Genomic DNA, 25637 nt, shown 5'->3' with positions numbered 1-25637 from the left:
CCGTGCCGTGCCGCCCGGCGCGGTCGGCCTGTTCAGACCGTCAGGACAATCTTGCCCTGTACGTGTCCCGCGGCGACCAGCTCGTGTGCCTTGCCGGCCTCCGCCAGCGGGAACGTCTCCTCGACATAGGGACGGACCCGGCCCGCGTCGATCAGTTCGGCGAGCGCGTCGAGCCCGGCGGAGTCCGGCTCGACCAGGACGCCGGCGAAGCGCCGCCCCGCGGCCTCGACGCGCGCCGCGAGCTCCCGGTCACCGTGTTCCAGGATGCTGATGAGTACGCCGCCGGGGCGCACCACGCCGAGCGACAGATCGCCCTGGGCCGTCGAGTCGAGGAGTACGTCCACGTCCTTGACGACCTCGGTGAAGTCGGTGGTCCGGTAGTCGATGACCTCGTCGGCGCCGAGGCCGCGTACGAAGTCGTGTCGGCCCGCGCTGGCTATCGCGATGACGTGGGCACCGCGCGCCTTGGCGATCTGTACCGCGAAGTGGCCGACGCCGCCCGCCGCCCGCTGGATCAGCACCCGGTCGCCCTCCTTGACGTCCGCCGCCCCCACCAGGCCCTGCCAGGCGGTGAGTGCCGCGAGGGGGACGGCGGCGGCGTGCACGTGGTCGAGCGAGGCGGGCTTGCGGGCCAGATCGCCGGACGGCACGGCGACGTACTCGGCATACCCGGTGGCGGCGCGGGGGAAGAGCGGCATCCCGTACACCTCGTCGCCCACCGCGAACCCGGCGTCGGCGCCCGCCTCTTCGACCACTCCGGAGATGTCCCAGCCCACGCCGAACGGCGGCTCGCCGAGCAGCGGGAAGGCGCCGGACCTGACGGCCACGTCCACCGGGTTGACGGCACTGGCGTGGACCTTGACGAGGACTTCACCGGCCTGCGGCTTCGGCCGTTCGGTCTCCACGACCTGGAGGACCTCGGGGCCGCCGACGGACTTCTGGATCACTGCACGCACGGTAACGCTCCCTGGATTCACGCTTTGCTCGGCTGCCCGGACGGGCTGCTCTGCTCGATGTCCTCAACCCTAGGGAGATCGAATGAGCCGCAGAATGGCCTTCTGTCTCGCCTACATGTCCCAGCGTCTTGCGCCCTGACCTCTTCGGCCATGCGTGCCCCAGGTCACACCGTGAGTGGTCTTCGCCGGTCACAATCCCGCGTCGCGAACCGTCAGAGCAGTGAGGCAGTCAAGACGCCCGGCCGGAGTCACTCCGCCCAGGCATCCGTCCGATGGGAGCATTTCTGATGTCCACCGCCTACGTTGTCGTCACCGTCCTGGCCGCCGTCATGGTGGGCTTCTCGGCCGTGTCCGCCCTCCTCCGCGCCAAGTGGGTCGTGGATCCCATGGCCGACTACGGCGTCCCCCTCTCGTGGCTGCCCCGGCTCGGCGCGGCCAAGGCCGCGGGGGCGGTGGGCCTGCTGGTCGGCCTGATCGTGCCGGCCATCGGCGTCGCGGCCGGGATCTGCCTGGCGCTGTACTTCGCCGGCGCCGTCATCACCGTGGTCCGGGCCCGCTGGTACGCGCACATCCCGTTCCCGCTGGTGTACGCGGCGCCGGTGGTCGGCGCCCTGACGCTGGGCTTCGCCGCCTAGCCACAGCCCTACGAACAGCACCAGGAGCGCCTCAGTCGCAACTTCCGCACCACGCGCATTACTTGAAGGGTTGACTGAGCCCTGACAACCAGTATGGTCTAGGCCAATGAGTCGACCGAGGCGCCCGGTTGTCTCTCGCCCCTCATCCCCCCACCCAGAGGGAACAGAGATGAACAAGAAACAGAAACTGGCAGCCGCCCTGGGCGCGGGATTCGCGCCCGTGCTCGTCCTGGCCTCCGTCACCCCGGCCAGCGCGCACGGCTACGTCTCCTCACCCCCGAGCCGGCAGGCACAGTGCGCGGCAGGCACCGTGTCCTGCGGCGAGATCACCAACGAACCGCAGAGCGTCGAAGGCCCCAAGGGGCAGACGACGTGCAGCGGCGGCAACGCCCGCTTCGCCGACCTGGACGACGACGGCAAGGGCTGGAAGGTCACCGATGTCGGCTCGTCGCAGGAGTTCAGCTGGAAGCTGACGGCACGTCACAGCACCAGCACCTGGCAGTACTTCGTCGGCGGCAACAAGATCGCCGAGGTCGACGACGGAGGCGCCCAGCCGGGCGAGACCGTCACGCACAAGGTCGACTTCGGCGGACTCAGCGGCAAGCAGAAGGTGCTCGCGGTGTGGAACATCGCTGACACCGCCAACGCCTTCTACGCCTGCATCGATGTGAACATCGGGGGCTGAGCCCCTGAGGGGTGGCTCCCCCACACCACCCCGCACCACCCCGCACCACCCCGCACCACCCCGCACCACCCAACCCGGCCTGCCGGGCCGCGGCGCCGACGCGCCGACGGCTCGGCAGGCCGGGCTCTTTCGCGCGCGGCACGAAATGAAGCCCACTGTCGGTGGGGGCTGAGATGGTGGACGTATGGCCGATCTGCGCAAGACCCTGGAGACGCACGTCAGCAACAGCTCCGTGGCAGGAGCGGTGGCCCTGGTGGCCCGCGGCGACCGGGGCGAGGAGGTCGCGGCCGTCGGGTCCGTCGATGTCGAGGGCACCGCTCCGATGGCCAGGGACTCCATCTTCCGTATCGCGTCGCTGACCAAACCCATCGTCGCCGCCGCCGTCATGATGCTGGTCGAGGAGGGCCGCATCGCCCTGGACGACCCGGTCGGAGAGTGGCTGCCGGAGCTGGCGTCGCCGAGCGTCGTCCGCACCCCGGGCTCGCCGGTGGACGACGTGGTCCCGGCGGTCCGCCCCATCACCGTGTTCCACCTGCTCGCCTCCCGCACCGGGTACGGCTTTCCCTCCGACTTCTCGCTGCCCGCGCTCGCGCCACTGTTCAGCGAACTCAAGCAGGGTCCGCCGCAGCCGCAGGCCGTCCCCGCGCCGGACGCCTGGATGGCCGCGCTGTCCCGGATCCCGCTCCTGCACCAGCCCGGCGACGGCTGGCTGTACAACCTCAGCTCCGACCTCCAGGGCGTGCTGATCTCCCGGGTCACAGGCGTGCCACTGCCCGAGTTCCTGGCGGAGCGGATCTTCGAACCACTCGGGATGACCGACACCGCCTTCTGCGTGCCGCCCGGCAAACTCGGCCGGTTCACCAGCTATTACGCGGCCGGGGCGGAGGCCGGACCCGAGCGCGACCCCCGAAGCGGCCTGGAACTGCTCGACGCCCCGGGCGGACAGTGGAGCAGCCCGCCCCCGTTCCCGTCCGGCGCCGGCGGCCTCGTCTCGACCCTCGACGACTGGCTCGCCTTCGGCCGTATGCTGCTCGCCGAGGGCACCACACCGAAGGGCCACCGTCTGCTCACGCCCGCTTCCGTACGCCAGATGACCACCAATCAACTCACCACCGCCGAGCGGGAGTCCGCCGGTCTCTTCCTCGAAGGGATGGGCTGGGGATTCGGCGGCGCGGTGGACGTCGAGACGGTCCAGCCGTGGAACGTGCCGGGACGCTACGGCTGGGTCGGCGGCACGGGCACCACGGCCCACATCACCCCGGCCACCGGCGCGGTCACACTCATGTTCAGCCAGTTGCAGATGGGCGGCCCCGGCTTCCCCGACCTGATGCGGGACTTCTGGCGGTACGCGGCCGGGGCGTAAGGCCGCAGACGGCGACTTCGGCCGTCTGCCGCTCCGGCGACCACTCCCTGCCGGACGGTCGGCTACTGCATCTGCCGCCGCACCAACTCATGCAACCGCCCGCCGGTGTCCGCCAACAGCTGGGCGGGTGGGCCCTGTTGGACGATGCGGCCCTCCGACATGACGATGACGCGGTCCGCGTCAAGGACCGTGGAGAGGCGGTGGGCTATGACGATGCGGGTGGCGTTCAGGGCGCGGGTGCTGTCGATGACCGTGCGTTGCGTCTCGTTGTCCAGGGCGCTGGTCGCCTCGTCGAAGAAGAGGACGCGGGGGCGGCGGATCAACGCCTGGGCGATCATCAGGCGTTGGCGCTGGCCGCCGGAGACCGCTCCGCCGCCGGAGATCATCGTGTGCAGGCCCATCGGCATGCGCTTGATGTCCTCGGCCAGGCCCGCCATCGCCGCGGCCTCCCACGCCTCCTCCTGCGTGAACGTCTCGGCGCCGCAGATGCAGTCCAGGATCGAGCCGGTGAGCGGCTGGGCGTTCTGCAGGACCACGCCGCACTGGCGGCGGACGGCCGCCTGGTCCAGGGCGGAGAGGTCCTGGCCGTCGTACAGGACGCTGCCCGAGACCGGCTTGTCGAAGCCGATCAGGAGGCGGAGCAGCGTCGACTTGCCGCAGCCGCTCGGGCCTACGACCGCCACGAACTCGCCCGGGCGGATGGACAAGGAGACGTCGTCCAGGACCAGGGGGCCGTCGTCCGCGTAGCGGAAGGACAGGGCGCGGGCCTCGATCTCGCCCTGCAGTTCGCCCGGCTGCGTGCTCGCTCCCCGCACCTCCGGCGCCTCGTCGAGCACCGGCTTGATCTGCTCGAACATGGGGAGGACGGCGGCGGCCGAGAGCAGGGCCCCGGTCAGCTGGGTGACGGACGTCAGGAGCATCGTCACCGCCGTGCTGAAGGTGAGGAACTCGCCCGCCGTGAGGCTGCCGCGGGCCGGGCCCGCCAGGAGGATGAACATGATGAGCGTGCAGAGCGGGAGATAGACCGAGTTGAGGACCGTGGTGACGTTCTTGATGCGGCCCGCGCGCTGTTGCAGCTCCCGGCTGCGGGCGAACTCCCCCGCCCATGCCGCGTACGCGAAGCTCTCCGCTCCGGCGACGCGGAGTTTGGGCAGGCCGCGCAGGGTCTGGAACGCCTGGTTGTTGAGCTTGTTGCTGAGCTCCACCAGACGGCGCTGCCAGCGCAGTTCCCACAGGCCAAGGGTCAGGAACACCGCCGCGATCAGCACCAGCATCCCCAGCGCCGCCAGGGCCAGCGGGACGCTGTAGAGCAGCAGCAGGACCAGGTTCATCGCACCGACCGTCCCCGCCTGCAACGCGACCGGGCCGATACCCGAAAGGACCCGGCGGATCGCGCTGACGCCCATCGCCGCGCTCGCCAGTTCACCCGTTGAGCGCGAGGCGAAGAAGCGGGTGGGCAGGCGCAGCAGGCGGTCCCAGACAGCGGGTTGGAGGGCGCTTTCCATGCGGCCCTCCATCCTCAGGATGGTGAGGTTCTGGAGCAGCATGAAGGCTGCCGAGACGATGCTCGTGATCATCACCGCCAGGGAGACCTGGACGATGAGGCTCTTCTCGCCGTTCGGGACGAACACGCCGAGGACCTGGCCCGTCGCCACCGGCACCAGCGCACCGAACGCGACCGTCACCAGACCGGCGATCGCCAGGTTGCGAACGTCGCCGCCGGTGCCCCGCAGGCTGAAGCGGAAGAGCCGCCACGGCGTCAACGTCCGCTCCGGCAGCGGCCGGTAGAACATGACGCCCTGCGCTTCGAACTCGTCCGCGTTGGTCTTGTCGATGCGCGTGCGCCGCCCGGACGTGGGGTGCACGGACTCGTAGCCGCCGCGCCGCCACAGCAGCGCGACCGGCGCCCCGCTGGCCGCGCGGTGCCCCACCAGCGGGCCGGTGTTCTCGCGCCACCAGCGCCCGTCGAGCCGTACGGCGCGGGTGCGGATCCGTGAGGCCACCGCGACCTGCTCCACCGGGTCGATCCGGTCGCTGACCGCACCGCCCTCCGCCGCCGCGGACAGCGTGATGCCCGCCGCCTCGGCGACCAGGCGGCAGGCCGCGTACGTCGCGTCGTCACCGTCCCGCGATGCGCCGCGGCGCGCACCGCCCCTGCCGGAGCGGCCGATGGAGTCGATCAGGGTGCGGTCGGCCTGCTCGCGGACCGTCTCGCCCGCCTTGATGCCGGCGGCCGTGCGGTCCTCGTGGGCCCGCTCCAGACGTTCGATCCAGCGGTCGAGGGTGGAGAGCAGCCGGTACTGCTGGTTGACCATGCGCTGCCACATGGCGGCGTCGACGAGCAGATCCCCCGCGGCCTGTGAGCTGTAGGCGGAGCCGTACTGCACACTGCCCGGCGCGACCGGCATCCAGAGGATGTCGTCGTCGGTCACCACGTCGTCGGCCATGGTGCGGCCGTCGAGCGGTGCCTCGAACAGGACCCGGTGGCTGCGTCCGATGCCGAGCGCGAAGGCGTGCTCCAGGAGGCTGAGGGCCTGGTCCTGGGTGTCGTACTGACTGGGGTACTGCTGTTCGTAGGCCCAGGTGTCGCCGTAGTCGGGGCGGTAGAGCTCGCGCAGCGGGATGCGGCGCAGCTCGCAGCCCTGGAGAGGGCGGCCGACGAGGGTGTGCTGGGGGCCTTCGACGGGGCCGAGCAGCAAGGTGCCCGGTTCGAGGCGGCCGAGGAAGTGCCAGTGGCCCTGCTGCACGGCGTCCACCGCGAACAGGTCGAGCGCCCCGGCCACGACCAGCCACAGCACCTGCGGGCCTTCGAGGTGCACGCTGCGCAGGCCCGTGCAGTCGGCCGGGGTGCCGAGCGCGCCGAAGGCGGCGGCGACCGGGTCGTCGTCGTACGCGGCCTGGGTGTACTGCTCCGGTACCGAGGTCACCTCAGTGCTCCTTGACCAGGTCGGCGTAGGGTCCGCCCGCGGCGACGAGGTGTTCGTGGCGGCCGCGTTCCACGACCACCCCGTGGTCGAGGACGACGATCTCGTCGCTGTCGCGCACGGTGCTCAGGCGGTGCGCGATGACGACGCAGGCGCAGCCGCGGCGGCGCAGGTTGTCGATGATGACCTGTTCGGTCTGAGCGTCCAGGGCGCTGGTCACCTCGTCGAGCACGAGGATGCTGGGGCGCCTGACCAGCGCCCGCGCGATCTCCAGGCGCTGGCGCTGCCCGCCGGAGAAGTTGCGGCCGTCCTGCTCGACGCGGCCGTGGATGCCGCCGGGCCTGCGGGCCACGATGTCGAACAGGCAGGCGTCCTTGAGGGCGGCGACGACGGCGTCGTCCGGGATGGAGGGGTCCCACAGCGCGACGTTGTCGCGGATGGAGCCCTCGAAGAGGAACACGTCCTGGTCGACGAAGGAGACCGAGGCGGCGAGCGCGCCGCGCGGGATGTCCTCCAGACGCTGTCCGTCGATGCGGATCGTGCCCTCCCAAGGGCTGTAGAGCCCCGAGATCAGCCGGGAGACGGTCGACTTTCCGCTGCCCGAGCCGCCGACGAGCGCGACCTGCTGGCCGGGGCCGACCGAGAGGGAGAAGCCCGTCAGGAGCGGCTTGTCCAGGGGGCTGTAGCCGAAGGTGATGTCGTCAAGGGTGACGTGGCCCTTGAGGCGGCGGGTGCTCGCGGCCGGTTCGGGGCGCGAGTAGAGGGTGTCGACGGGGAAGTTCTCCACGTCCTTGAGGCGGGCGACGTCGGCGCCGAAGTCCTGGATGCGGCCCGCGACGCCGTTGAGGCGGGTGATCGGCGCGGTGAAGCGGGTGACCAGGGCCTGGAACGCGACGAGCAGGCCGATCGACAGGTGCCCCTCCACCGCGCGCAGGCCGCCGATCCACAGGATCAGCGCGCTGTTGAGCGTCGCGAGGGTCGGCGCGACCACGCCGAGCCAGGCGCTGGGCACACCGAGGCGCTGCTGCTCCTCCAGGGTGGTGGCGTGCTGCCCGGCCCACCGCCGGAAGTAGCCGTTCTCGCCGCCGGTGGCCTTCATGGTCTCGATCAACTGCAGGCCGGTGTACGAGGTGTTGGTGAGCTTGGCGCTGTCGGCGCGCAGCTTCTGCGTTCCGGTGGCCCGCAGCCGGATGACGATGCGCATCGCGACGATGTTCAGCAGGGCGATGCCGACGCCGACGAGGGTGAGCTGGGGATCGTAGGTCCACAACAGGGCCGCGTAGAGGAGTACGACGATGCCGTCGACCCCTGCTGCCGTGAGGTCGCGGGCCAGGGTCTCGGCCACCGCGTCGTTGGACGCGAGGCGCTGGACGAGGTCGGCGGGGCTGCGCTGGGCGTAGAACGTGACGGGCAGGCGCAGCAGATGGCGCAGGAAGCGGGCGCTGCTCAGCGTGGAGGAGATGATGCGCCCGCGCAGCAGGTTCGCCTGTTGCAGCCAGGTCAGGACCACGGTGAGCGCCACCATCGCGCCCATCGACGCGAACAGCGCGCCCAGCAGCGAGGTCTGATCACCGATCAGGAACAGGTCGATGTACGTGCGGCTGAGCGCGGGCAGGGCCGCGCCGACCGCGACGAGCAGCAGGCTGGCGAAGAGCGCGGCGAGCATGGTGCCCGTCGTGCCGCGCAGCCGCGCGGGAAGCGCCCGCATGACACCGGGCCTGCGCCCTCCGGCGCGGAAGTCCTCGCCCGGTTCGAGGACCAGGACGACACCGGTGAAGCTGGTGTCGAAGTCCTCGGAGGGGACGAAGCGCCGCCCCTTGTCCGGGTCGTTGATGAACACGCCGCGGCGGCCGAAGCGGCGTCCCATGCCGTCGTAGACGACGTAGTGGTTGAACTCCCAGAAGAGGATCGCGGGCGCCTTCACCTCGGCGAGCGCGGCCGGTTCCATCTGCATGCCCTTGGCCGTGAGGCCGTAACTGCGCGCCGCCTTCAGGAGGTTGCTGGCCCGCGAGCCGTCGCGCGAGACGCCGCACGCGATGCGCAGCTCCTCCAGCGGGACGTGCCGTCCGTAGTGGGCGAGGACCATGGCGAGGGCGGCGGCGCCGCACTCCACGGCCTCCATCTGAAGGACGGTGGGCGTACGGACGGTCTTGTGCCGCTTGCCCTTCGCCGCGGGACGCGGCGGAGCGGCGCGGCGGCGGCCGCGCTGCGGGGGCTCGGGGCGGTGTCTGCGACGGCCGCCGGGGGGCGGCAGTTGCTGCTGGTGCGCCGGGGAGGGGTGCGGTGCGGTCACGGAAGCAGCCAATCGATCGGGCGCTGCTCGGCGAGGTGGAAGGCGCCGCTGGCCAGGGTCATGGAGGTGAGCTCGAAGGGCGGGCCGCCCGCGGTCGACCACTTGTAGCCGGACTTGGTGCCGGAGGAGTTCTCCAGGCGCACGAGGACGCCCACGGGCGGCCCGTCCTTGGTGAACTGCTCGGCCAGTTCCTTGTCGCCGAGGAATCCGCTGATCTTCTGCTCGCTCTGGGCGGCTCGCCCGATCGCCTTCACGCGGCCGCGCAGCATGCCGTACTCCTGGGCGGGCACGGACTGGACCGTGAGGTCCACCGAGGCTCCGACGGGCACGGTGGCCGCGCTGTCCGCGGGTACGTAGATCATGGCGAGGAGGGGGTCGTCGTCGCCCGATGCGCGCTCGACGGTCGCGACGTCGTCGCCGGTGGTGACGACGGTGCCGATCCTGGCGACCAGCGTGGTCACGCGGCCCGCGGCGATGGAGCGTACGACCTTGTCGCCCCGGTCCGTACGGACCTTGAGCACGGGAGCGCCGGCGGCGAGCTGCTTGCCTTCTTCGGCCAGGACGCCGGTCACCTGTCCGGTGACGGGGCTCTGCAGGACGTAACTGCCCTGGCCGTGGGTGAGGATGCCGGGCGCCTTGAGCGTGGAGGAGATCGAGCCGGTGACGGCCCAGATGCTCGCGGCGGCCATGACGACGAGGGTGACGGCGAGGACGAGCAGGCCCTGGGGTCGGGCGTAGCGCACCGGCAGGTCGAGTTCCTCGGGCGACTGCAGCTTGGACAGAGCCTGTTGGCGGAACTGCACGGAACGCTTCCCTTACTTTGCCTGTGGCGGCTACTTGCCTGTGGCGTCTACTTTGCCTGTGGCGTCCGTGAGCCCCGGAACCAATGGTTCCGGGGCTCACGAATCATGGCGTCTCGGTGAGCGGAAGGCTCAGAGACCAGCGGTCAGGCCGGAGGCCAGGCCCGTGACGGCGCCGGTGTTGAGACCGGTCGCGCCCTCGACGGTGCCGACGACGCCGCCGACGACGCCCGAGACCGGGGCGATGGAGTCAACGGTGCTGGTGACGTTGCCCGCGACACCGGCGACGAGGCCACCGGAGACGTTGTCGAGGTCGGCGTCGGAAATCTCGAGGGTCTCGACCTGGGGGGTGTAGTTCATGGTGTGAGCTGCCCTTCTCATGAATGGTGCAAAGGTGTTTCCAAACACTGCGGAACCTGATGTGCGAATTCCGCGGTGGCCAGGATCAAAGCACGTTCGCACGTCGTACATCCAATCGACCAAGCGACGGCCGGCGGCGCCTGCGGCATCGAATCACCGCTGCGTGCAGGCATGTTCACCGCGCGGGGGCAGCTCCTTCACAAGATTCACAGAAGGAAATCCAGCGAGCGGAAGGACTCCCTCCACCAAAGCGGACACTCTCGCACCAAAGCGAAAGTTCTGTGGTCAATGCACAGGACTTTGTGTGGCGTCTTCGCCGAATGGCGTGACTGGGCTGCGTATTCGATGTGCAGGTTTATTGAAGGCGTGCCGAATCATGGCCGAAGGGGACACGGTCGTGGCCGCCGAAGGGGACACGCCCTCCTCGCTCAGGCCTCCGCGACCGCACCGTCGGTGGAGGCGCCGGAGGCGATCCCATGGCCGGGCTCCGGCACCGACTCCGGGGCCAGGAGCACCGATCGGCGGCCGTCGACGCCGACCGGCACGTCGCCGTCGACGGTGACGCGCCGCAGGGTGCGCTCGTGAGCGTCGGAGTCGTCGACTCCGTAGTGCTGCGTGGCACGGTTGTCCCAGATGGCGACGTCGCCCGCGCGCCACTGCCAGCGCACGGTGTTCTCCGGCCGCTCCACGTGCGACTGGAGTACGCCGATCAGGGCGCGGGAGTCGGCGGCGCGGAACCCGCTGAGTTTCTGCAGGAAGTTGCCCAGGATCAGCGTGTGTTCACCGGTCTCGGGGTGGACGCGGACCACGGGGTGCTCGGTCTGGAACGTGACCGCGGTGAACACCTTCCGGTGCTGTTCGAGCGCCGCGGAGGTGGCGCCGGGGCGGGTGGCCGCGTAGTCGTAGTCGTTGGTGTGCACGCCGCGCACACTGTCGGCGAGGACCCGCAGCGGTTCGGGCAGGTCCCGGTAGGCGGCGGCGGTGTTGGACCACAGGGTGTTGCCGCCGTAGGGCGGGGCGACCTCGGCGCGCAGGATGGAGAACGCCGGGTAGGCGGGCACGAACGTGACGTCGGTGTGCCACTGGTTGGCGCGTCCGCCGTGTTCGTTGTCGATGCCGAGGGCGTAACGGCCGTCCACGGAGGGCACGGTGGGGTGGGCGACGGGGGTGCCGAGCAGCCGGGCGAAGGCCTCGTGGCTCTCCCCGTCCAGGTGCTGCTGGTCGCGGAAGAAGACGACCTTGTGCTCCAGGAGCGCGGCGCGCACGGCGGCCACGGTCGTCTCGTCCAGGTCACCGCCGAGGCGGACGCCGGATATCACCGCGCCGATCCGGCCGCCGACCTTCTGGACGGTGAGGGCGGGGCCCTCCACTACAGGCGCTACGGGTGCTGCGGCTGCTGCTACGGGTGCGGACGTCATGGTTCGAAATCCCTTCGGTGGGGCGGGCGTTGGATGCTGCTCGCGGAGCGGAAAGAGGTCAGCGCGGCGCAGAGGGCGTGGCTGTCCGGCCGAGGTGAGGCGTGCGGAGGTGAGGACGCGAGGGGCAGAAAGCCCGGGTGGCCGCGCGGCGGGGAACTGGTGACTGCGCGGCAGGGCCCGAGTGGCTGCGCGGCAGGGAACGGAGCGGCGGTCAGGCCACGTGCGGGCGACACGCCGTGGAGGCGAGGCGGCCCAGGTCTCCGTGGACCCGCGGGAAGAGCGGGGTCATCGCGGTCATGTCCAGGAGCATGGCCGCCCGCCGGAAGCATGGTCAAGGTCGCTCCCGCCCGCTTCACGACCCTGCAACGAGCCCGACATCGCAAGGGTGAGTCGGGCCACCCCGGCTCGCCAAATCCCGGTCCCACAGGGCAGGTTGCACCGCCCGCCCCGCGAACGCTCCCGGAAGGGCAGCCATGCCGCACACCTCCGCACCGCCCACCTCCGGTGACGGCCGCCGGGAGGCGAACGCCGCGGCCGTGCTGCGCGCCGCCCTCGACCAAAGCCCGGTCCCCCGCAGCGCGATCGCCCGCGGCGCCGGGCTCAGTCCGGCCGCGGTCTCCCGCCAGGGCACCGACCTGGCCCGCATCGGCCTGATACGGGAGGTCCCGGGGCTGGTGGCGGCCGGCGGCGCGGGACGGCCGCAGATCCCGGTGGACCTGACCTCGCCGGACGGCGGTGGCCCGGTGGCCGCCGGGGTCCACATCGGCGTACCGCAGTCCACCTTCTGCGTACGCACTCCACCTTCTGCGTGGCGGACCTGCGTGGCGGACCTGCGCGGCCGGGTCCTGTCCCACGGCACGCTCCGCCCCGAGGGCACCCCCGCCGCCGAGCTGCCGGACGCGGTGGGGCGCGCGCCGGCCGCGTTCCTCGCCGAGCGCACGGCGGGCGGACCGGTCCTGGGGGGTCCTGGGGGTGGGCGTGGCCGTCGGCGGTCTGAGCCGTCTGAGCCGTCTGAGCGGATCGTGGGTCCGCACGTCCAACCGGCCGTGCTCCCGGTGGCCGCCGCCACGGTGCCGCTGCGCCCGCTGTTCAGAGGTCCGCTGCGGGCCCTGCGCGAGGCCGCCCCTTGACCAGGGGCGATACGTGCCGTTCAGGGCGGTGCAGCATAATGCGGCCATGCGGATCTCAGCCAGGGCGGACTACGCGGTACGTGCCGCGCTGCAACTCGCCGCGTGCCAGGACGACGGGCCGCTGAAGGCCGAGGCCATCGCGGACGCCCAGGAGATCCCGCACAAGTTTCTCGAAGGCATCCTCAACGACATGCGGCGCGGCGGTCTCGTCCTCAGCCAGCGCGGCGGCAACGGCGGATACCGCCTGGCCAGGACCGCCGAAAGCATCAGCATCGCCGACGTCATCCGCGTCGTGGAGGGCCCCTTGGTGTCGGTGCGCGGAGTGCGCCCACCGGAGCTGGCCTACAGCGGGCCCGCGGAATCGCTGCTGCCGCTGTGGATCGCGCTGCGGGCGAACGTCCGCCAGATCCTGGAGGGCGTGTCCCTGGCCGACGTCGCGCGCGCCGAACTGCCCACCCCGGTCACGGCGCTCGCCGCGGACCCGGCCGCGTGGACGAATCCTTAGGCGAAGGCGTGCCCGGTGAGGTCGAGGGCCAGCCGGTTTCCCCAGTCGTTGGTGAAGACGGCCGTGCCTCCCTCGTGGCGCACGCCCACGAAAGGGTTGGCGCAGAACATCACGGCGACCCACCGCAAGGAGCGGTCGGCGTCGAGACGGGCGAGATAGCCGATGTTGCCCATCCCGCTTCCCCCGCCGCAGATCCGTCCCGCTCCGTCCGGCAGTGGGCTCTCGAAGGCGGGGTGCGCCTCGGTGACACCGTCCTCCTCGATGGCGCGGGCCACGTCGATCGGTGCTCCGAGACGGAAGGGGATCGGCTGCCCGGCGTCCGGGTGGTAGGCACCTGGGCCGTCGACGTGCACGGCCAGGCCGGTGTCGTCCGGCCGGTACAGCCCGTCACGGAAGGGCATCTCGCCCACCCCCCACAGCCGCTCGATCAGTCCCACGGCCTCACCCCTGGCGGCGGTTGCGCGGGTGGTTGCGCGCCGTGCGCTCGTTGCCGTGCTTGTACGCACCGGTCCAGCGGGCCATCACCAGCTGGGCGTCGCCCGACTCGACCTCGGCGAGGAACTTCTCGGCGCGCGCACCGCGCAGCGTGCCTGCCGCGCGGCCGTGGTGGGTGATGGTCACGCTGGTGTCGGGATGTTGCTCGTGGGTGAAGCCGGAAGGTCTTGGCATGGTCGGATGCTAGGCATCCGGGCCGTCGTCGCGTAACCGAATTACGGTGCGACCTCGGGCGACCGACAGGAGACGCCCTCGGCCGACCGGCCTTCGCGATCCCATACGGCGAGACAACGCCGTCCGCCCCTTGAACACCCCCTTGCCGCCGCGGGAGTTCGCGGCCCACTATTCCTATCAATCAGGTAGGGAAACTAGGAATCTGTGAGGCGTCCCCGTGACAACGCTGATCCCCTCCGCCTCGCCGCGCGTCGTCCGGGAACTCGCCGACGACCTCGCCGTCGACGCGGACCTGCGCGACCGGGCGGGCAAGCCCCCGTTCGACGAGGTCTCGCGGCTGCGCGAGGCGGGCCTGCCCGCGCTCCTGACGCCGTCGGGACAGGACAGCGCAGGCGGCCGGGGCAGCGACTGGCGCACGGCGTGTACGGCGGTCCGGGAGATCGCGGCGGCGGACAGCTCCATCGCCGAACTCCTCGCACACCACCACGCCCTGTCGTGGAGTCCGCGCCTCTTCGCCGCGCCCGAGGACGCCGCAGCGCTCGAACTGCGCGCCGTGCACGAGCAGTGGCTCTGGGGCGGTGACATCGAGCTGCCGGACGCGCAGACAGGCACCGGCCTCGCGCTCACCCCGACCGCCGGCGGGTACGTCCTGCACGGCCGCAGGGCACTGACCGCGGGCGTCGCCGTCGCGGACCGGCTCGTCCACACCGCGCGGCGCACGGACAACGGCGAATGGGTCGTCGTCCATGTGGACCCGGCCCACCCCGGCATCAGCGCCGAACCCGCGCACGACCTGCTCGGCCAACGCCTCAGCGGCGCGGGCGCCGTCAGCTACGACGACGTGCCGGTGGCCGCGCACCAGGTGCTCGGCACGGTCCCCGTGGACGAGCACGAGATCTCGCCGTTCACCGCACTCGCGCCGCTGACCCGCCGCCTCCTGCTCGTCCAGGTCGGCCTGGGCAACGCGGAGGGCGCCCTGGCCGAGGCGCGCGACATCAGCCGCGCCCTGCCGCGCCCCGCCCCGACGGCCGCTCTCACCACCGACGGGGACTGCGGGCCGCCGCCCACCGACCCCTACCTGCTGCTCGCCTACGGGGAGTTGGCGACGGCCGCGCACAGCGCCGCCTCGGTGGTGGAACGCGCGACGGAGGCGCTGGCCCGGGGTCTGGCGGCGGGGCCCGCGCTCGGCGCCGACGAGCGTGCCGACATCGCGTTCCTGGTGGGCGCGGCCGAAGCGGTCACCACCCAGTCCGCCCTGCACATCACCACCCGCGTCCTCGAACTCACCGCCGACGCGCCCTCCCCTTCGACCGACCCCGGGCTCGACCGCTTCTGGCGCAACGCCCGCGCCCTGACGGCCCACAGCTCCGCCGCGCACCGCCTTCGCGACATCGGGGAGCACTACCTCAACGGGCTGAACTGACCACCCGTACGATCTTTGCTTACCGACGAGGCGTCCCGCACCCGCAAGGCCGAGAGGTAAGCACCCCGTGAAGACCGGCAGTTACTACGAGCCCATCGACGAGCACCGCTACAAGCCCACGCTCCACGCGGGCGGCGCCTGGGACACCGCCGAACAGCACTTCAGCCCGCTCGGCGGTCTCGTCGTCCATGCCATCGACCGCCATCTGGCCGACCGGCCGGACAGCGGCCTCGTCCTGTCCCGGATCAGCTTCGACATCCTCGGGCGCCTCGCCCTCGACGAGTGCGAGATCCGGGTGGAGACCATCCGGCCGGGCCGCACCATCGAACTCCTCGAAGCCGTCGTGCTCATGGCCGACCGTCCGGTGGTGCGTGCCCGCGCCTGGCTCCTCAGCTCCGCCGACACCAGCGCCGTGGCGGGCGGCGGCGCGGACCGGCTCGCTCCTCCCGAGGCGCTGACGCCCTGGCCGATGGCCTCCGTGTGGCCCGGCGGGTACATCGCGTCCCTGGACGTCCGCCCGCTTGCGCCCCCGCAGCCGGGCCGCACGACGGCGTGGATCTCCACCGGCCTCGACCTCGTCGCCGGGCAGAGCGCGAGCCCGCTGGCGTCCTACATCGCGCTGGTCGACACGGCCAACGGCATCGCCGTACGCCAGTCCCCCACCGCCTGGATGTTCCCGAACGTCGACCTCACGGTCCACCTGCACCGGCAGCCCGAGGGAAACTGGACCGGCCTCGACACCACGGTGACGTTCGGACCCACCGGCCAGGGCATCACCAGCACCGTCCTGCACGACGTCACCGGCCCCGTCGGACACGCGCAGCAGATCCTCACCGTGCGTCCCCTGTAGACCACTTGGGCCCGAATGTCGCGTCCATGACATCGTCACAGATTCGACGCACAACGTTCATACAGTGATGCGCCCACCCGTGCCACTCTCCCGTTGGCCCACTTGTCAACTCGCGTAGAACGCGGCTCCTGTTGGAGGGATCCGCGGTGCGTGAGCCTCCGGGAGAGGACACCCCCCACATGCCCGTCCCTCACATACGTCGCTGGAAACCGCTGGCCATGACGGCCGCCGCGCTTCTCGTCGGGATCACCGTCCCGGCCGCCGCCGACGCCGCGACCACGGCCCCCACGCCGGCCGCGGCACCCGCGGGCGCCTACGACGACACGTACTACAAGGACGCTCTCGGCAAGACCGGTCCGGAGCTCAAGAGCGCCCTGCACACGATCATCAGCGACCAGACCAAGCTGTCGTACGACCAGGTCTGGGACGCCCTGAAGGTCACCGACCAGGACCCGGCCAACAGTGCCAACGTGATCCTCCTCTACACCGGCCGCTCGCAGAGCAAGGACAGCAACGGCGGCGACCCCGACCAGTGGAACCGTGAGCACGTGTGGGCCAAGTCCCACGGCGACTTCGGCACCGCGACAGGGCCGGGGACCGACATCCACCACCTGCGCCCGGAGGACGTGTCGGTCAACAGCACCCGCGGCAACAAGGACTTCGACAACGGTGGCAGCGCGGTCGGCGAGGCGCCGGGCAACAACACCGACTCCGACTCCTTCGAGCCCCGTGACGCCGTCAAGGGCGACGTGGCGCGGATGATCCTCTACATGGCCGTGCGCTACGACGGCGAGGACGGCTTCGCCGACCTGGAGCCCAACGACAAGGTCTCCAACGGCAGCGCCCCTGCCATCGGGCGGCTTTCCGTGCTGAAGCAGTGGAACGACGAGGACCCGCCGGACACGTTCGAGAAGAACCGCAACCAGGCCATCTACGACCAGTTCCAGCACAACCGCAACCCGTTCGTCGACCATCCCGAGTGGGTCGGAGCGATCTGGTAGGTCACGGTCCGTCGGTGGGGCAGCGGCCCGGTGCCGCCGCCCCACCCGGCCGGGCGTCAGGACACGACGTCGCCCAGCGGCTTGCCCTCCAGGTGGCCGACGACGTTCTGGATCGCCGCGAGACCGATGCGCACCAGCGTCTCGCGCGTGACGCCCGCGACGTGCGGGGACAGCACCACGTTCGGCGCCTTGAGCAGGCGCAGGGCGGCGGTGGGCGGTTCGGGGTCGAAGACGTCGATGCCCGCTCCGGCGAGCGTGCCGGCCGTCAGCGCGTCGGCCAGGGCGTCCTGGTCGATGAGCGCGCCGCGCGACGTGTTGATGACGAAGGCCGTCGGCTTCAGGAGCGCGAGTCGTTCGGCGTCCAGGAGGTGGCGGGTGTCGTCGGTGAGCGGGGCGTGCAGGCTGACGTAGTCGGACGTACGCAGGAGCTCGTCGAGTTCGACGTGGCGCGCGCCGCCGAGGCGGGCCTCCGTCTCCGCTGCCGCCGGCCTGGGGCCCGCATAGACGATGGTCATGTCGAACACGACCGCGCGGCGGGCGACTTCCTCGCCGATGTGGCCCAGTCCCACGATGCCGAGCGTCTTGCCGGAGAGCTCGGTGATGGACTGCTGGAGCCGGGGCAGCGCCCAGTCGGCCTCGGTGAGGGCGGTGTGCGCCGGGATGAGCTGTTTGGCGAGGGCCAGCATGAGGGCGAAGGTCTGCTCGGCGACGTTCTGCTTCTCGGCGCCGCTGGAGCCGATCGAGCAGACGTGGACGCCGCGTTCACGGGCCGCGTCCAGGTCGACGTAGTCGAAGCCGTGGCTGGCGCACTGGACGACTTCCAGGTCCGGGGCGGCTGCGATGTGCTCGGCGGTGACCGGCGCGAGACCGGTGATGATGATGTGTGCCTCGCGCAGGGCGGCCGGGTCCTCGCCGGCCGACTCGACGACGGTCACGTGCGCCGAGTCGGGGAGCAGCCCGGCGAGGGCGCCGCCCGCCGCGCGGCCGCCCACGTGGGGCGAGACGATGGCGAGGACGTTCTTCAGGGCGGTCATGCGGTCTCCTCGATCAGGTCGTCGGGGGTGAGGGTGGCGGGCCCGGCGTGCCCGGACAGCGCCAGGGTCAGGTCGAGTTCGGCGAGCAGACAGCGGATGACGTGGTCGACACCCGCCTGTCCGTCGAGGCCGAGCCCGTAGGCGTACGGGCGTCCCACCAGGACGGCCTCGGCGCCCAGCGCGAGCGCCTTGAAGATGTCGTCACCGGTGCGGATGCCGCTGTCGAACAGGACGGAGAGCCGGTCGCCGACCGCCTCCACGACACGCGGCAGGGCGTCGGCCGCCGCGACGGAGCCCGCGACCTGGCGGCCCCCGTGGTTGGAGACCACCACCCCGTCCATGCCGGCGTCGGCGGCGCGGCGTGCGTCGTCCGGGTGCAGGATGCCCTTGAGCACGATCGGACCGTCCCAGTTCTCGCGCAGGAACGCCAGGTCCGGCCAGGTCTTCGCGGGGTCGGCGAACATGCCGACGAAGTGCATCACGGCCGCGTTCGGGTCCTCGTGCACCGGCTTGGCCAGGCCCGCCCGGAACGCCGGGTCACTGAAGTAGTTGGCGGTGCCCACGCCGTGCAGGAAGGGCAGATACGCCTGGTCGAGGTCGCGGGGCCGCCAGGCCAGGAGCGGGGTGTCGAGCGTGACGACCAGCGCCGTGAAGCCCGAGGCCTTGGCCCGGTCCAGGAAGCTCTTGGTGACGTCGCGGTCCTTGGCCCAGTACAGCTGGAACCACCGCTGCGCGTCCCCCATCTCCTTGGCGACCTGCTCCATGGGGGTGCTGGACGCCGAGGACAGGATGTACGGGACGCCGCGGGCCGCGGCCGCGCGGGCGGCGGCGGACTCGCCGTCCGGGTGCATGATCGACAGGACGCCGATCGGGGCCAGGGCGAGCGGCGCGGGCAGCCGGTGGCCGAGCACCTCCACGGACAGATCGCGTTCGTGCACGTCGCGCAGCATGCGCGGCACGATCCGGCGCCGCTCCAGCGCCTCGCGGTTGGCGCGGGCGGTGCTGCCGTTGCCCGCACTGCCGGAGACATAGCCGACGGGCCCTGGTCCGAGGCGCTGTTCGGTCAGCTCCTCGAGGCGGGTCAGGTCGGTGGGCAGGCGGGGTACGGCGCCGGTCATGCCGTTGAGATAGATCTCGTACTGGAAGTCCGCCCAGTTCGGCTTCGTCATGTGGTGGGTCCCGTCCGGTGTCCGTGAGACTGCGTGCGACTGCACTACCTGTCCGACGATCCTTGCCACTGTGACAAGCCCCGTCCATGGCCGTACGCACCCTTTTCCGATGGCACTATCACCCTGTGACAAACAAGCGGGAGCGCGTCCGCCAGGAACTCCTGGCCGATTCCCGCCTCGTCGAGGCGGTCGTCGAGGCGGTGCACGAGCAGGTTCCGGCGTACACGGCGCTCGACGGCGGCAGGTTCCCCGAGGTGCGGGCCATCGCGGCCTGGGCGACGGACCGGCTCCTGGACCACTGGGTGACGGACGGCGCGATCGGCGACGGGGAGCTGCGGCGCTTCCGCGGGATCGCGGCGGCGCGCGCCGCGGACGGCCGCCCCCTGCAGGCCGTGCTGCGCGCCTACCGGGTCGCGGCCGCGGTCCTCGCGGACGAGGTCGCCGCCCGCGCGCCACAGCTGTCCGCGAAGGACGCCTTCGCGCTCGCACAGCTGCTGCTCACCGCCATGGACACCATCTCCGAGGAGATGACGACGGCGTACGCGGCCACCAGTGAGCGCCTCACGGGCGACCGCGACAGATCGCTTCAGCTGCTGCTCGACGACCTGATCGCGGGCCGCCATGCGTCGCTGGGCGCGCTCAGCGCCAGGGCATCGCGCCTGGGCGTCCACCTCCCGGAGCGCTACTGCCTGTTGGTGGCACAGCCGGTGGACGCCAGGGCCCTGGAGAGCGGCTCGTCCGACATCTCCCTCCCCACGTCGACCGCGCTGCTCACGGCCCTCGGTGGCGGCGGGAGCCACGGCACGTCACTGGCGACGACCCACGGTTCGCGTGCCGTACTGCTCCTTCCGGCCACGTCCGCCGACGCCGCGCCGGAGGTCCTGCGCCGGCACGCCTGGCGCGGCTGCGTGATCTCGGGCGAGAGCCTGGACCGCGTCGCGGTCGCCCACCGTCTCGCCGCGGGCGCCCTGGACACCGCTCCCCCGCACGCCCACCACGTCGACCGGGTCCTCACCGACGCCGACGCGCACGTCCTGGCGCTGCTCGCGGGCCACCCCGTGGTCAGCCCCGACCAGATCGGCCGCATCGTCCTCGGCCCGCTCGTCGAACCCGCCCAGCGCCACCTCCTGGAAGCCCTCACCGCGTACATCGACACCGGATCGGCCAACGCGGCGGCCCGCGAGCTGCACCTCCACCCCCAGTCCGTGCGCTACCGCCTGCGCCGCGTCCGCGACATCACCTCGCGCGACCCTCAGGACCCGTGGCAGCGCCTCACCCTGGACATCGCCCGCACGATCGTGCTCGGGGGCCGGAGCGGTTAGGGGCCGGCCGCCGCGGGCGCACGAAGGCGCCGCGCTCCCCGGTGCGCGATCCCTCCTCCCCCGGCGCGCTGCCGCGGCTCAACGCCCCGGCGCACGGATCGAGTTCACCTATCCGGACTGATCGCCTCCACCTCCGTTGTGCCGCCCTCGTGGAGCGCGCGAATCTCGTGGCACCCGTGGCACCGGTTTGCGCCCGCGCGGCGCCGAGAGGAGACACATGCCCAGGTCGTTCAGCGGCGAGGAATTCCTTCAAGCACTCACGGCGGACACGGTCCGCGAGAAGACCGCGATCGTCGGGATGGTCAAGAAGTCCGAAGAGAGCGCGGACAGCGTCCAGTTCGCTCCCGGCACGACGTGTCAGGACTGGACGACGATCCCCGTCGGCCTCATCGACCAGGTGGACCTCCTGCGCCAGGTGCCCTGCGACGACCACACCCACAGCCTCGTCCAGCTCACGCTCAAGGACTCCGACTCCCCCGAACACACCGTCCTGGCCGCACTGCTGGCCCACTACGCGCGCCTCGGCGCCGCCCCCGCACCCTCGCCGTGCGGGACACCGGCACACACCCAGCCACCACCGCAGAGCACGCAGGGACCGCAGGGCCAGCCGCAGCCGCCCCGCCGGCCCCGGTCACAGGGCCCAGGAGTCCAAGGCCCGGCGGCGACCCCCCTCACCTGGGGCGTCTCCCCTCAGGGCACACCTCCCCAGGGCACGCCCCAGGCCCAGGCCGCGTGCGTGGACGGCAGCTCGGCCTGTGTGAGCGACGGAAGCGGGGGCTTCACCTGCATGGCGTGCTGTTACGGCTACTGGCACGACATCGGCCCCTGCCTCTACGGCAAGTGGTTCGGCTGCAACGGCGTCAACTACAACGCGTACAACTGCTGGCCCATCGGCTGACCTGAGTCCGTCCGCCGGGCGGCGCCGCCCGGCGGACGGACACCTCACCCCCTGCGCCGCCACTCCTGGGCGAGCAGCTCGTAGGAGCGCACCCGGTCGGCGTGGCCGTGGGTGATGGTGGTGATGAGCAACTCGTCGGCGCCCGTGGCCTCCTGGAGCTGTTCCAGGAGGTCGGCGACGCGGCCCGGGGAGCCGGTGAACTGGGTTTCGGTGCGGTCCTCCACCAGCGCACGGTCCGCGTCGGTCCACACGTGCCGGCGCGCTTCTTCCGGCGTGGGGTACTGGATGGCGCCCTCGGCGGTGCGGATGCTGCGCACCCACGGGCCGTAGCCCGCGGCCAGTTCCCGTGCGGTCGCGTCGTCCTCGGCCACGACGACGTCCGCGGAGACGGTGACGTAGGGCTTGTCGAGTACGTCGGAGGGTTTGAACGCGGCGCGGTAGCCCTCCGCGGCCTCCAGCACCGTGCCGGGGCTGACGTGGTAATTCGCCGCGAAGGGCAGGCCGTTGCGGCCCGCGACGTCCGCGCTCTGGCCGCCACTGCTGCCCAGGATCCACACCTGGATGTCGGCGCCCTCACCGGGCACGACATGCGCTTCGACGCCGTCCGCCGACCGGTAGGTTCCGGCGAGCAGCGCCAGGATGTCGTCGATCTGCTCGCCGTAGTCCTGCGCCTCGGCGTGCGGCTGCTGGAGCAGCTTGCGCTGCAGGGCGACACGGGGCGAGCCGAGCAGATGCTCGTACGAGAATCGCGGCGGGATGCGCAGCCCGTTGGGGGCGCGGCCGTCGACCACGGGGGTCGCGGTCGGCGGCGCGGCGCCGGACGCTCCGGGCGGTCGGCCACCGGAGCGGCCGAGGCCCAGGTCGAGGCGCCCGGGGTGCAGCGCGTCGATCAGGCCGAACTCCTCGACCGTGGACAGAGCGGTGCGGTGGCCGAGCTGTACGGCGCCTGCCCCGAGCCGGATCGTCGAGGTCGCGGCGGCGGTGAGGGCGAGGACGACCGCGGGCGAGGTGCCGGCCACGCCCGGGTTGAGGTGGTGCTCGGCGAACCAGTAGCGGGCGTAGCCGAATCGCTCGGTCTGCCGGGCCAGGTCGATGGAGTTGTGCAGCGCCCCGGCCGCCGTGGAGCCGGTCGAGATCGGCACCAGGTCGAGGACGCCGAGAGGGATGGCGGGCATGGTGGGTGGTCCTCTCAGTGGTCGGCGGAGACGGGCTCGGGCAGGCGCGCCTCGGGGGCCGTGCGCGCCCCGGCGTCGGGGTGGGCCAGGCCGAGGTGGTCGCGCAGGGTGGTGCCCTCGTACTCCGTGCGGAACACGCCGCGCTCCTGGAGCAGCGGCACCACGGTGTCGGCGAAGGCGTCGAGACCGCCGGGGGTGATGTGCGGGACGAGGATGAATCCGTCGGACGCGTCGGCCTGGACGAAGGAGTTGATCGTCTCGGCGACGGTGGCCGGGGAGCCGACGAAGGACTGGCGGTTGCCGGTCTCGATGACGAGGTCACGGATGGACCACTTGTTCGCGGCCGCGAGCTCGCGCCACTCCCGCGCGACGGCCAGCGGATCGCGGTACATCCGCACCTGGGCGCGGCCTCGGGCGATGGTGTGCTCGCCGATGTCCGGGTCGATGTCGGGCAGCGGGCCTTCGGGGTCGTACGCGGAGAGGTCGCGGTTCCAGACGAACTCCAGGTGCTTGATCGCGGTCGCGCCGCTGACCTGCTTGCGCCGCACCTCGCGGGAGAGTTCCTCCGCATCTGCGTCCGTGTCCCCGAGGACGAAGGTCGCGGCGGGCAGGATGAGGAGCTGGTCGTGGGTGCGGCCGTGGCGGGCCAGGCGGCCCTTGACGTCCGTGTAGAACTCCTGGCCCTCCTTCAGCGTGCTGTACCGGCTGAAGATCGCGTCCGCGCCCGCCGCCGCGAACTCGCGCCCCTCCTCCGAGTCACCGGCCTGGAAGACGACCGGTCGGCCCTGCGGGCTGCGCGGGACGTTGAACTGCCCGTGGATGTCGAAGTGTTGGCCCTGGTGGACGAAGGCCCCTGCCTGGGCGTCGCGCAGGAAGGTGCCGGACTCCTGGTCGGCGACGATCTCGTCCCCGCTCCAGGAGTCGAACAACTCGTTCGCCGTGCCGAGGAATTCCTTCGCCCTGGAGTACCGCTCCTCCTGCGGGAGGAATCCGCCGCGGCGGAAGTTCTCTCCGGTGAAGGCGTCCCAGGAGGTCACCACGTTCCACGCGGCGCGCCCGCCCGACAGGTGGTCCAGGCTGGCGAACTGGCGGGCCACTTCGTAGGGCTCGTTGAAGGTGGAGTTGATGGTGCCGGTCAGGCCGAGGTGTTCGGTGACGGCGGCCAGCGCGCTCAGGACCGTGAAGGTGTCGGGCCGTCCGACGACGTCCAAGTCGTATATTTTTCCGCCCTGTTCGCGCAGCCGCAGTCCCTCGGCGAGGAACAGGAAGTCGAACTTGGCGCGTTCGGCGGTCCGCGCGAAGTGCGCGAAGGAGCTGAACTCGATGTGGCTGCCGGCCTCCGGGTCGCTCCACACGGTGGTGTTGTTGACGCCGGGGAAGTGGGCCGCGAGGTGGATCTGCTTGAGCGGCTTGTCCCGCTCGCCCTGTGTCCTGCTCATGACGGGGTTCCTTCCTTCCGGGTCAGGCGGTGGCGGAGGCAGCGGCGGCGTAACGGCTTGCGGGGCGGGTGAGGCCCAGCAGACCGCGCAGGGTGTCGGCCTCGTACGCGCGGCGGAACGCGCCGCGGCGCTGGAGCTCGGGCACCAGGCCCCGGGTGATCGCCGGGAGGTCGTGGCCGACGCCGGCGGGGCGCAGCCGGAATCCGCTCAGCCCGGCCTGATGCAACTCCTGCAGCAGGTCCGCCAGTTGGGCGGGCGTGCCCGTGAACACCCGTGCGTCGCTGGTGTACGGGTGACCGGCGAGGGCGTCCAGACGATCCCGTCGGGCCACGGCGGCGGCCGGGTCGTCGTCGAGGAACACCACCAGGTCGCCGAAGAGGTGCAGGGGCTCGTCGGAGCGCCCGGCCGCGTCCTGTTCGGCGCGGACCGCCGTGACGACGGCGCGTGCGTGCCCGGCGTCGCGCGGGGTGACGTATCCGATGTCGGCGGAACGGCCGAGCAGCCGGAACGGCGCTTCGGTCGGGGTCTCGTGGGCGAGCGCGCTGACGACGGGACGCCCCTGCGGCGGCCGGGGTGTGATCGAGGGGCCCTTGACGCTGAAGTGCTTGGACTCGAAGTCGATGTAGTGCAGCTTGTCGCGGTCGATGAAGCGGCCGGTGGCGGCGTCCCGGATCTCCGCGTCGTCCTCCCAGCTGTCCCAGAGCCGGCGCACGGCCTCGATGTGGTCGGCCGCCTCGTCGAAGAGGTCGAAGGTCAATTCCCGTACGTCCGGCCTGCCGAGGTCCTCGACGGCTTCGAGGGCGGGAAGCGTGCGGCGCCCGAAGTGCGCGGCCTCGTTGCGGCGTGCGGACACCTGCACCCGTACACCGGCGCGGCCCTCACTGACGTAGTCGAGCGTGGCGATCGCCTTGGAGATGTGGAAGGGCTCGGTGTGCGTGGCCACCACGGTCGGCACCAGCCCGATGTGGCTGGTCAGCGGGGCGACACGGGCGGCGATGAGGACGGCGTCGAGCCTGCCTCGCACCTGATCCGTGCGTCCGTCGGGCTCGGTGAAATGCGAGGACTGGAGCCCGAGCGCGTCCTCGATCGTCACGAAGTCGAGCAGGCCGCGTTCGGCCTCGGTGACGAGGTCGGCCCAGTACCGGGCGGTGAGCAACTCCCTTGGGCGGGCGTCCGGTTCTCGCCAGGCGGCCGGGTGCCAGCCCGCGCCGTCGAGCGCGACGGCGAGGTGCAGCCCGGCGGAGGGAGCGGAGGGAGCGGAAGAGGGCAGCGAAGATGAGGGTGAAGGTGATGACGACACGAAAGGTGTGCCTTCCTGATCGACCGTACGAGAACACCGGCCCCTCGGTTCCGAGGGTGCGGCGGCGGGGTGACGGGTCAGGAACGACAGAGCGCGCCGGCGACGCGCTGCAGGTCGATGTGCGGCCGGGAGTACAGATGCACCTGGCGGCTCGGGGCGATCACCGGGACGCGCGGCACGAAGGACACGGGCGACATGGACGGCGCGGACGGCGCGGACGGCTTGGGCGGCGTGGGCTCGGACGACACAGCTGACGCACGTGGCACGTCCGTCACCTCCACCCTTTCC

At 71.6% G+C, this 25637-nt stretch carries 24 protein-coding genes; 10 read left to right on the top strand and 14 right to left on the bottom strand.

The features are described 5' to 3' along the window. Positions 1 to 32: 32 nt before the first annotated feature. On the bottom strand, positions 33 to 956 hold the full coding sequence (locus tag ACIGXX_RS32540; RefSeq protein ID WP_361470992.1) for an NADP-dependent oxidoreductase: 924 nt from the start codon (positions 954 to 956) through the stop codon (positions 33 to 35). Positions 957 to 1243: 287 nt separating this feature from the next. Here ACIGXX_RS32540 and ACIGXX_RS32535 point away from each other — a divergent pair, with 287 nt between their 5' ends. The 3 genes from ACIGXX_RS32535 to ACIGXX_RS32525 all read left to right on the top strand — a co-directional run bounded on the left by ACIGXX_RS32535 (position 1244) and on the right by ACIGXX_RS32525 (position 3639). Then, positions 1244 to 1591, top strand: a complete 348-nt coding sequence (locus ACIGXX_RS32535) for a DoxX family protein (RefSeq protein WP_399980995.1) — start codon at positions 1244 to 1246, stop codon at positions 1589 to 1591. Between the two features lie 169 nt (positions 1592 to 1760). Continuing rightward, the gene (locus ACIGXX_RS32530; RefSeq protein ID WP_351164432.1) at positions 1761 to 2276 is read left to right on the top strand and encodes a lytic polysaccharide monooxygenase auxiliary activity family 9 protein; all 516 of its coding nucleotides are present in this window, start codon (positions 1761 to 1763) and stop codon (positions 2274 to 2276) included. Positions 2277 to 2460: 184 nt separating this feature from the next. Continuing rightward, on the top strand, positions 2461 to 3639 hold the full coding sequence (locus ACIGXX_RS32525) for a serine hydrolase domain-containing protein (RefSeq protein ID WP_399980990.1): 1179 nt from the start codon (positions 2461 to 2463) through the stop codon (positions 3637 to 3639). A gap of 62 nt (positions 3640 to 3701) precedes the next feature. Here ACIGXX_RS32525 and ACIGXX_RS32520 read toward each other — a convergent pair whose 3' ends face one another. From ACIGXX_RS32520 to ACIGXX_RS32500, 5 genes are all read right to left on the bottom strand, one after another. Continuing rightward, entirely contained in the window at positions 3702 to 6566 is a 2865-nt protein-coding gene (locus ACIGXX_RS32520; RefSeq protein ID WP_399980987.1) for an NHLP bacteriocin export ABC transporter permease/ATPase subunit, read from the bottom strand. A gap of 1 nt (position 6567) precedes the next feature. Next, on the bottom strand, positions 6568 to 8856 hold the full coding sequence (locus ACIGXX_RS32515) for an NHLP family bacteriocin export ABC transporter peptidase/permease/ATPase subunit (protein WP_399980984.1): 2289 nt from the start codon (positions 8854 to 8856) through the stop codon (positions 6568 to 6570). Beyond that, on the bottom strand, positions 8853 to 9659 hold the full coding sequence (locus ACIGXX_RS32510; RefSeq protein ID WP_351164428.1) for an HlyD family efflux transporter periplasmic adaptor subunit: 807 nt from the start codon (positions 9657 to 9659) through the stop codon (positions 8853 to 8855). Before ACIGXX_RS32510 ends, ACIGXX_RS32515 begins: the two co-directional genes overlap by 4 nt. A gap of 129 nt (positions 9660 to 9788) precedes the next feature. Further along, positions 9789 to 10016, bottom strand: a complete 228-nt coding sequence (locus tag ACIGXX_RS32505) for a type A2 lantipeptide (protein ID WP_351164427.1) — start codon at positions 10014 to 10016, stop codon at positions 9789 to 9791. A 428-nt stretch (positions 10017 to 10444) separates the two neighbouring features. Then, on the bottom strand, positions 10445 to 11434 hold the full coding sequence (locus ACIGXX_RS32500) for a TauD/TfdA family dioxygenase (protein ID WP_366465032.1): 990 nt from the start codon (positions 11432 to 11434) through the stop codon (positions 10445 to 10447). A 473-nt stretch (positions 11435 to 11907) separates the two neighbouring features. Between ACIGXX_RS32500 and ACIGXX_RS32495 the strand changes: the two genes are divergently transcribed. Together ACIGXX_RS32495 and ACIGXX_RS32490 are read left to right on the top strand one after the other, a co-directional pair. Continuing rightward, complete coding sequence (locus ACIGXX_RS32495; protein ID WP_399980979.1) at positions 11908 to 12564, top strand: hypothetical protein; 657 nt, start codon at positions 11908 to 11910, stop codon at positions 12562 to 12564. A 46-nt stretch (positions 12565 to 12610) separates the two neighbouring features. Then, a complete protein-coding gene (locus ACIGXX_RS32490; RefSeq protein WP_351164490.1) occupies positions 12611 to 13069 on the top strand; it encodes an Rrf2 family transcriptional regulator in 459 nt (152 codons plus the stop codon). Here the strand turns inward: ACIGXX_RS32490 and ACIGXX_RS32485 are convergent. Together ACIGXX_RS32485 and ACIGXX_RS32480 are read right to left on the bottom strand one after the other, a co-directional pair. After that, positions 13066 to 13506, bottom strand: a complete 441-nt coding sequence (locus ACIGXX_RS32485; RefSeq protein ID WP_399980976.1) for a hypothetical protein — start codon at positions 13504 to 13506, stop codon at positions 13066 to 13068. The two genes, ACIGXX_RS32490 and ACIGXX_RS32485, sit on opposite strands and share 4 nt — an antisense overlap. Before the next feature lie 4 nt (positions 13507 to 13510). After that, positions 13511 to 13738: a hypothetical protein gene (locus ACIGXX_RS32480; protein ID WP_361470979.1), complete on the bottom strand. Its 228-nt coding sequence runs from the start codon at positions 13736 to 13738 to the stop codon at positions 13511 to 13513. A gap of 217 nt (positions 13739 to 13955) precedes the next feature. Here ACIGXX_RS32480 and ACIGXX_RS32475 point away from each other — a divergent pair, with 217 nt between their 5' ends. The 3 genes from ACIGXX_RS32475 to ACIGXX_RS32465 all read left to right on the top strand — a co-directional run bounded on the left by ACIGXX_RS32475 (position 13956) and on the right by ACIGXX_RS32465 (position 17012). After that, entirely contained in the window at positions 13956 to 15161 is a 1206-nt protein-coding gene (locus ACIGXX_RS32475) for an acyl-CoA dehydrogenase family protein (protein WP_366465026.1), read from the top strand. Positions 15162 to 15228: 67 nt separating this feature from the next. Continuing rightward, positions 15229 to 16011: a thioesterase family protein gene (locus ACIGXX_RS32470; protein ID WP_351164417.1), complete on the top strand. Its 783-nt coding sequence runs from the start codon at positions 15229 to 15231 to the stop codon at positions 16009 to 16011. Between the two features lie 179 nt (positions 16012 to 16190). Beyond that, positions 16191 to 17012 (top strand): endonuclease, encoded by an 822-nt coding sequence (locus tag ACIGXX_RS32465; protein WP_366465025.1) that lies wholly within the window; start codon positions 16191 to 16193, stop codon positions 17010 to 17012. Between the two features lie 56 nt (positions 17013 to 17068). On the opposite strand, the gene ACIGXX_RS32460 is transcribed toward ACIGXX_RS32465, so the two are convergent. Next, the gene (locus tag ACIGXX_RS32460) at positions 17069 to 18046 is read right to left on the bottom strand and encodes a 2-hydroxyacid dehydrogenase (RefSeq protein ID WP_399980971.1); all 978 of its coding nucleotides are present in this window, start codon (positions 18044 to 18046) and stop codon (positions 17069 to 17071) included. Then, positions 18043 to 19215 carry a lactate 2-monooxygenase gene (locus ACIGXX_RS32455; RefSeq protein WP_399980968.1) on the bottom strand — a complete coding sequence of 391 codons (1173 nt, stop codon included), beginning with the start codon at positions 19213 to 19215 and terminating at the stop codon, positions 18043 to 18045. Before ACIGXX_RS32455 ends, ACIGXX_RS32460 begins: the two co-directional genes overlap by 4 nt. 125 nt (positions 19216 to 19340) lie before the next feature. Here ACIGXX_RS32455 and ACIGXX_RS32450 point away from each other — a divergent pair, with 125 nt between their 5' ends. Both ACIGXX_RS32450 and ACIGXX_RS32445 read left to right on the top strand, forming a co-directional pair. Further along, the gene (locus ACIGXX_RS32450; protein ID WP_399980965.1) at positions 19341 to 20537 is read left to right on the top strand and encodes a PucR family transcriptional regulator; all 1197 of its coding nucleotides are present in this window, start codon (positions 19341 to 19343) and stop codon (positions 20535 to 20537) included. A gap of 217 nt (positions 20538 to 20754) precedes the next feature. Further along, positions 20755 to 21435, top strand: a complete 681-nt coding sequence (locus ACIGXX_RS32445; protein WP_399980962.1) for a hypothetical protein — start codon at positions 20755 to 20757, stop codon at positions 21433 to 21435. 44 nt (positions 21436 to 21479) lie between these two features. Here the strand turns inward: ACIGXX_RS32445 and ACIGXX_RS32440 are convergent, their stop codons facing one another. From ACIGXX_RS32440 to ACIGXX_RS32425, 4 genes are all read right to left on the bottom strand, one after another. Continuing rightward, positions 21480 to 22610, bottom strand: a complete 1131-nt coding sequence (locus tag ACIGXX_RS32440) for an LLM class flavin-dependent oxidoreductase (RefSeq protein WP_399980959.1) — start codon at positions 22608 to 22610, stop codon at positions 21480 to 21482. Between the two features lie 14 nt (positions 22611 to 22624). Then, positions 22625 to 24049 (bottom strand): NtaA/DmoA family FMN-dependent monooxygenase, encoded by a 1425-nt coding sequence (locus ACIGXX_RS32435; RefSeq protein ID WP_361470961.1) that lies wholly within the window; start codon positions 24047 to 24049, stop codon positions 22625 to 22627. A gap of 22 nt (positions 24050 to 24071) precedes the next feature. Further along, a complete protein-coding gene (locus ACIGXX_RS32430; RefSeq protein WP_399980956.1) occupies positions 24072 to 25349 on the bottom strand; it encodes an LLM class flavin-dependent oxidoreductase in 1278 nt (425 codons plus the stop codon). A 77-nt stretch (positions 25350 to 25426) separates the two neighbouring features. Beyond that, entirely contained in the window at positions 25427 to 25615 is a 189-nt protein-coding gene (locus tag ACIGXX_RS32425) for a putative leader peptide (protein ID WP_361470957.1), read from the bottom strand. Between the last annotated feature and the right edge of the window lie 22 nt (positions 25616 to 25637).

The sequence above is a fragment of the Streptomyces sp. NPDC055243 genome, from assembly GCF_044544025.1.
In the GTDB taxonomy this organism is placed as follows: domain Bacteria; phylum Actinomycetota; class Actinomycetes; order Streptomycetales; family Streptomycetaceae; genus Streptomyces.
The sequence above is the reverse complement of the archived record's forward strand: the minus strand, read 5'-3'. Positions and strand labels throughout refer to the sequence as shown.

Excerpts from the sequence above, each read along its gene's own strand:
- ACIGXX_RS32535 (WP_399980995.1), top strand. The coding sequence starts at position 1,244 with ATGTCCACCGCCTACGTTGTCGTCACCGTCCTGGCCGCCGTCATGGTG.
- ACIGXX_RS32505 (WP_351164427.1), bottom strand. The coding sequence starts at position 10,016 with ATGAACTACACCCCCCAGGTCGAGACCCTCGAGATTTCCGACGCCGAC.
- ACIGXX_RS32495 (WP_399980979.1), top strand. The coding sequence starts at position 11,908 with ATGCCGCACACCTCCGCACCGCCCACCTCCGGTGACGGCCGCCGGGAG.
- ACIGXX_RS32455 (WP_399980968.1), bottom strand. The coding sequence starts at position 19,215 with ATGACGAAGCCGAACTGGGCGGACTTCCAGTACGAGATCTATCTCAAC.
- ACIGXX_RS32480 (WP_361470979.1), bottom strand. The coding sequence starts at position 13,738 with ATGCCAAGACCTTCCGGCTTCACCCACGAGCAACATCCCGACACCAGC.
- ACIGXX_RS32465 (WP_366465025.1), top strand. The coding sequence starts at position 16,191 with ATGCCCGTCCCTCACATACGTCGCTGGAAACCGCTGGCCATGACGGCC.
- ACIGXX_RS32435 (WP_361470961.1), bottom strand. The coding sequence starts at position 24,049 with ATGAGCAGGACACAGGGCGAGCGGGACAAGCCGCTCAAGCAGATCCAC.
- ACIGXX_RS32440 (WP_399980959.1), bottom strand. The coding sequence starts at position 22,610 with ATGCCCGCCATCCCTCTCGGCGTCCTCGACCTGGTGCCGATCTCGACC.
- ACIGXX_RS32525 (WP_399980990.1), top strand. The coding sequence starts at position 2,461 with ATGGCCGATCTGCGCAAGACCCTGGAGACGCACGTCAGCAACAGCTCC.
- ACIGXX_RS32445 (WP_399980962.1), top strand. The coding sequence starts at position 20,755 with ATGCCCAGGTCGTTCAGCGGCGAGGAATTCCTTCAAGCACTCACGGCG.
- ACIGXX_RS32460 (WP_399980971.1), bottom strand. The coding sequence starts at position 18,046 with ATGACCGCCCTGAAGAACGTCCTCGCCATCGTCTCGCCCCACGTGGGC.
- ACIGXX_RS32500 (WP_366465032.1), bottom strand. The coding sequence starts at position 11,434 with ATGACGTCCGCACCCGTAGCAGCAGCCGCAGCACCCGTAGCGCCTGTA.
- ACIGXX_RS32490 (WP_351164490.1), top strand. The coding sequence starts at position 12,611 with ATGCGGATCTCAGCCAGGGCGGACTACGCGGTACGTGCCGCGCTGCAA.
- ACIGXX_RS32530 (WP_351164432.1), top strand. The coding sequence starts at position 1,761 with ATGAACAAGAAACAGAAACTGGCAGCCGCCCTGGGCGCGGGATTCGCG.